The following is a 4,755-nucleotide window of genomic DNA, read 5'->3' as shown; positions in this document are numbered from 1 at the left end:
GGTAGGCTTGGCGGGTGCGGTGCGCGGCAAGCCGGTACGCACGACCCAGAACCAATCCCGCGGCACCATACTGGCAGGACCGGGGGAGCCGCCAGTTCCAGGCGCCGCGTCAGAACGCGCGGTGGCGGTCCGACTTCACCTATGTCGCGACTTGGGGCGGCTTCGCATACGTCGCATTCGTCATCGACGCCTTCGCGCGCCGGATCGTCGACTGGCGAGTGTCCGGCTCGCTGCAGGCGGACTTCGTGCTGGATCCCCTCAAGCAGGTGCTCCACCATGGGCGTCCTGCGCGGCGACGGGCTGATCCACCACAGCGACCGGGGTGTGCAGTACGTCTCTTATCCAATACACTGAGCGCCTGGTCGAGGCCGGGATCGAGCCGGCGGTCGGCAGCGTCGGAGCCAGCTACGACAACGCACTCGCCAAGAGCGTCATCGGGCAGTTTTCCCGAAATGCCGCGACTAAACACCTTAAGCGCCCGCCACAAATTCAGCCGGAGGGCCTCCCCGGAGCAGTTCAATCGCTGTGCCTGCTCAGCTCACCCAACCAGTCATCAAACCATACCGCGGTCTTCAAGTTCAGAATGGTTGTTCGTTCTGCACTTAGCCTTTCATAGCTTAGTTGGGAGGCCTCAGTCTTGGTTAACCGCACCCGGTCCTCCGGCGTACCTGAGCGGATTATGCCAACGCCGTGATCCACATCAAGAACGGCTATCCAGAGATCGGACCGGCTGGCGCGTAACTCTGCTATGGCTCGAAACACATCCCCCGTCCAATTCCCATCAAAGCCTGGAATGCTACGGGCGAGGTCGAACGTCGGCGCGGCTTCAGATGGAGTGGCTGGCAGGCAATCATGAACAACCACGGTGCCGCCTACATTAAGGTACCGTAAGCAGTTCTCGATGTCACGCAACGCCTGCCCACTCGTATGCAGTCCATCGACAAACGCCACGTCTACACCGTGCTCTAAAAGCACCTGCGGTGGGTTTGCAAAAAATTCGTCACTCTCCATTGCAAAAAATTGTTCGACTTCGCAATGAGAAATACCAGGAATGCGAAAATTTGGATCGACACCAATCTTAATTGGGGCTTTGATCTGCAAAAAATTTTCGCCGCGCGCGACGCCAATCTCCAAATACGAATTATAGTTGTATGCGTTAATCAGACGCTGTATCACACTGGTCCGATCTACAACAACCCGTTTGACCCGCCGTTGACGCGCGACGTCGAATGCCGAACGCGCATCATCGATTCGTCCGCAGCCGTGCAAGGCCAGAGCATACTGAACGTCGACATCGTCAGGAACCTTTCTTGACCGGCGTCCAACCTCTTTCCATGCAAGCGCTGCCAATGCCCATTGACCGTTGCTGGATGCAGCCCGCGCTAAACTTACAACATTCTCGTTCGGAAGCAGTGCTGACAACAGCTCTCGATCTTCGTCGTTACACACGTTGGCAACTGCGGCTATTGCTTGTAGATTCCCAACGGACATGGGACGCGCTGGCAAAAGCTGAATTGTATGCTCGAGGGCTGCGTGAAAGCGCCCGCTACGAAGAAGGACAGCGATCAGGCGTCGGCGCAAGTCTGGCGACCCTGCACATGCTTCTAAGCCTACTCTTAGTATAAGCGCAGCCTCATCGTCCACGGTGGTAAGTTCAGAAAGGGTTGTATAATAGCTTGGCGATCGTGGGCGCGTCACAAGTGCCGCCCGGTAAGCCTCTAGGGCCACTTGCAAATCCAACTGCAAAGGGAACGAAGTCATTTCGCCTGGTTGGAACGGTTTCTGGAGCACAGCAAACGTATCCTGCCACGGACCCAAGCCCCAGTCTGCGAAGAGTTCCACAGTCACTAAACCGACGCTTTTCGCGAGAGCCGACATTCCGTCCGGGTAGATCCTCCAACAATCTGCAGGATAGCGATGCTCCTGCCCGGCTGAGGGAGCGATCAAACAGGCAAGTCCCCCCGGTCGTAATACTTTGTTAATTTCTTCTATTGTACGCCACGGGAATTCAATGTGCTCAAGAGCTTGACCGGAGACTACTACGTCTATGCTACAGTCAGCCACCTCGTCCCAACGATACGGATCAGCGACCTTTATGTCAACATTAGGCCCCTGGGTCATATCAAGTCCACGGTAACGCCAGCCAGGCCGCGTGAAAATGGGTCTGTAACTCTCCTGCACATCAATGCACTGAGATCCGACGTCCAGTATTTCGAGAGTCTGGTTATTATACTTAGAAAGGTACTCCGCAGCGAATGCACGCATTTTTGTGATGGATGTCGGATGCATCTGGATCCCCCTTTGTATGCTCGGTAACATCTGATCCTTAAGCCTCTGAGTGAAGCGGCGAAGGCGCTCTGGCCTATCCGCCCATTTCCTCAGAGTGCCTTTTCCTTGGGCCTCGCGGGAGCTGACTGCCCCTGCCCGTCGCCCGTTCATTGTTGAAGCCCAGTGGTTTGGTAGCTGATCTCTGATGCCGGCGGTAGCAGCCACGCGGCCGAGCAGTTCAAGTTGCGCAACCGGGCCCCCGCCGGATTGTGTTGTACCGTTTCGGGCGTCAAGGCGTCTCCCCCCCCCCCGCGCGGCCTGTTGTGGTCGAGTCGAGCCGCCTGGTAAACGAGTCGTGGGTCGGATCTGACCCGGAGACGATCGCGAGCGAGTTGAACCGGATGGGGAACAGCTTTGTCCTCATCGGCTTCGAGGCGGGGCCGCTCTCGCAGTGAATGTGCTTCGGGGTGGAGGCGGTAGGACTGCTGGCGGTGTGTATCGAGGCATGCCACGCCAAGGCAGCAATGGTGGCAATGAACCGCCACAAGAAGGGTGGCAAGGATGCCCCCTCAACCGCGCATCAAGGTGGTGCATATGAAGTCGGTGGCCAGCCAGGGGGCTGCGCTCGCTGCTCGTGACGCGAGAGTTCCTCGTCAAAAAGTTGCGTGATCACGAGAACGGGATCCACGGACTTCTGCGGGCCTACGGGCTGAATGTGGGACGGGTCAGCGCAAGTGGCTTCGATGCGCCTAAGCGACCTCATCAAGGCGATCTGCAGCTTGAGTGTTGCATCGGCACATTGCTGGACGCCCGGGCTGCAATGACGACGCGACATTCGGTGCTGCACAGGGAACTGCTTATTGTGACGGCCGACGGCGGTCCGGCACCCTACCGGCGATCCAAGCATTGCGGGGGCTCATCTCGGGCTCACGCCGCAGCAGTAACAGTCGGGCGAGACGGACGTCCGAGGCCGCATAAGCCGATCCGGTGAGGGTAAGCTGCGACTAATTCCTGGCCTCACACCACCCCCTCCCCCTCCAGAACCTGGATGCAGGCCCGGACCGTCTCCTCGGTCACGGGCGTGAAGTCCATCACATGCAGGCGAAGCCACTCGTAGGAGTGCTGCCAGGGCTCAAGACCGCTGAGCCAGGCCATGACCTGCTCCAGCTTGTAGAAGGTCCGGTTCCCTCTCCCGCGCCGCATGGGTTCAGGCTCAGGTCCTGTGCCACGGACCCGCCAGTTGGCCAGGCTCTGCAGTGAGACGCCGAGGATCGCGGCCAGCTTCCGGCTCCTGATAGGGCGCCATGGTGGCGTATCTGCGTGGAGCAGCTGGTGGAGCAGCTCCTGGGTGCGGTTCTGGTCAAACATACCAGAGATATAATGATCGCAAGGTGTGTCTGCTGCTGCAGGATGCAGCACTATGCAGCACACGTCATTTGATGACATATGATGTCATACTTACATGTCTATTGCAAACGTGTACTGGAGATTATCTATGAGACTTAGTGATCGAATCAACTCCAATGAGCTCCTTAGCTCGGCGGAGGTCATGCGACTTCTGAAGTGTTCCTACAATCACCTGCGCAAGCTGCCGCTGGCCTTCATCCGCCTCGGTCGCGTGATCCGCTACCGGGCGGCTGACGTACAGGCGTTCATCCAGGGGAAGAGCCATGTGTGATTCCCATTCCACCCAGATGCCCGTCGCCCCTGTCCTGCGCCGGGTCGTGGTCCCGAACGGTCCCGACAAGACGGTCGAACTCGCCATCGTGCTCTGTCCCTTCTGCGGGCAGGAGCATAGGCACGGCTGGGGAAGAGGGCCCCGCACACCGCATTGCGTTGGAGGACGTCCCGAGGGTGCAGGTGATTATTACGTCGACTGCCCGGAGGGCACGCCGGCCAGCCGCGCCCGAAGACGCTGATCCTGCGGGTGATGGGGGAAGCATCTAACTCTGCGGAGTTACGGAGATTGAGCCTCGCCAGACCAAGGCGAGGCACCATCTGGGGATCGGCACCGAATTCACACGGATCAGGTGCCGGTTTTCGTACCCCCTAGGAGTTTCGCTGATTGGTTCTGGCAGGGCCGACGCCAGTAACCATTTCAGGAGCGGCCCCGGCCGCGCGTCCGGTGCTGATCTTCCTAACTCCTAAGAGTTACGAAGATCGTTCCTTGTGACAAGCAGTCATCGAACTACCTGAGCTCCACGACCCGATCTGCACCTCGACCTTATGTTAGTTAATGTAGCGACTTCCGGTCTGGCAGATGGCCTATCACTCTACCACTTCTCGAAAACGGAACTGGCTCTGAATCTGAAACTGGCTCTGAATCTGAAACTGGCTCTGAATCTGAAACTGGCTCTGAATCTGAACTGACACCCACCTCTTTCTCGTGCGGCCGTCGCCGCCAATCCCTTTGGAGCAGTTATGACTGAGTTGACTACCCCCTCGAACCGTAGCGAGAGCGTGTTTGAATACGCACTGAAGTATGCC

Annotated in this window: 3 protein-coding genes and 1 pseudogene; 2 read left to right on the top strand and 2 right to left on the bottom strand. The window is 58.3% G+C overall.

Features of this window, described 5'->3' with window-relative positions; genetic code table 11:
* Positions 1–445, top strand: a pseudogene (locus ACUN0C_RS20010) (DDE-type integrase/transposase/recombinase); the annotation flags it as partial.
* A 71-nt stretch (positions 446–516) separates the two neighbouring features.
* Here the strand turns inward: ACUN0C_RS20010 and ACUN0C_RS20005 are convergent.
* Both ACUN0C_RS20005 and ACUN0C_RS20000 read right to left on the bottom strand, forming a co-directional pair.
* Positions 517–2,289: a class I SAM-dependent methyltransferase gene (locus ACUN0C_RS20005; RefSeq protein ID WP_445468169.1), complete on the bottom strand. Its 1,773-nt coding sequence runs from the start codon at positions 2,287–2,289 to the stop codon at positions 517–519.
* Between the two features lie 996 nt (positions 2,290–3,285).
* Positions 3,286–3,471, bottom strand: coding sequence for a hypothetical protein (locus tag ACUN0C_RS20000; RefSeq protein ID WP_445468168.1), 186 nt, complete (start codon positions 3,469–3,471; stop codon positions 3,286–3,288).
* 346 nt (positions 3,472–3,817) lie between these two features.
* Between ACUN0C_RS20000 and ACUN0C_RS19995 the strand changes: the two genes are divergently transcribed.
* Complete coding sequence (locus ACUN0C_RS19995; protein WP_445468167.1) at positions 3,818–3,946, top strand: hypothetical protein; 129 nt, start codon at positions 3,818–3,820, stop codon at positions 3,944–3,946.
* The last annotated feature ends 809 nt before the right edge of the window (positions 3,947–4,755 follow it).

Source organism: Faunimonas sp. B44 (assembly GCF_052655945.1).
The sequence above is the reverse complement of the archived record's forward strand: the minus strand, read 5'-3'. Positions and strand labels throughout refer to the sequence as shown.

Excerpts from the sequence above, each read along its gene's own strand:
- ACUN0C_RS20005 (WP_445468169.1), bottom strand. The coding sequence starts at position 2,289 with ATGCATCCGACATCCATCACAAAAATGCGTGCATTCGCTGCGGAGTAC.
- ACUN0C_RS20000 (WP_445468168.1), bottom strand. The coding sequence starts at position 3,471 with ATGCGGCGCGGGAGAGGGAACCGGACCTTCTACAAGCTGGAGCAGGTC.
- ACUN0C_RS19995 (WP_445468167.1), top strand. The coding sequence starts at position 3,818 with ATGCGACTTCTGAAGTGTTCCTACAATCACCTGCGCAAGCTGCCGCTG.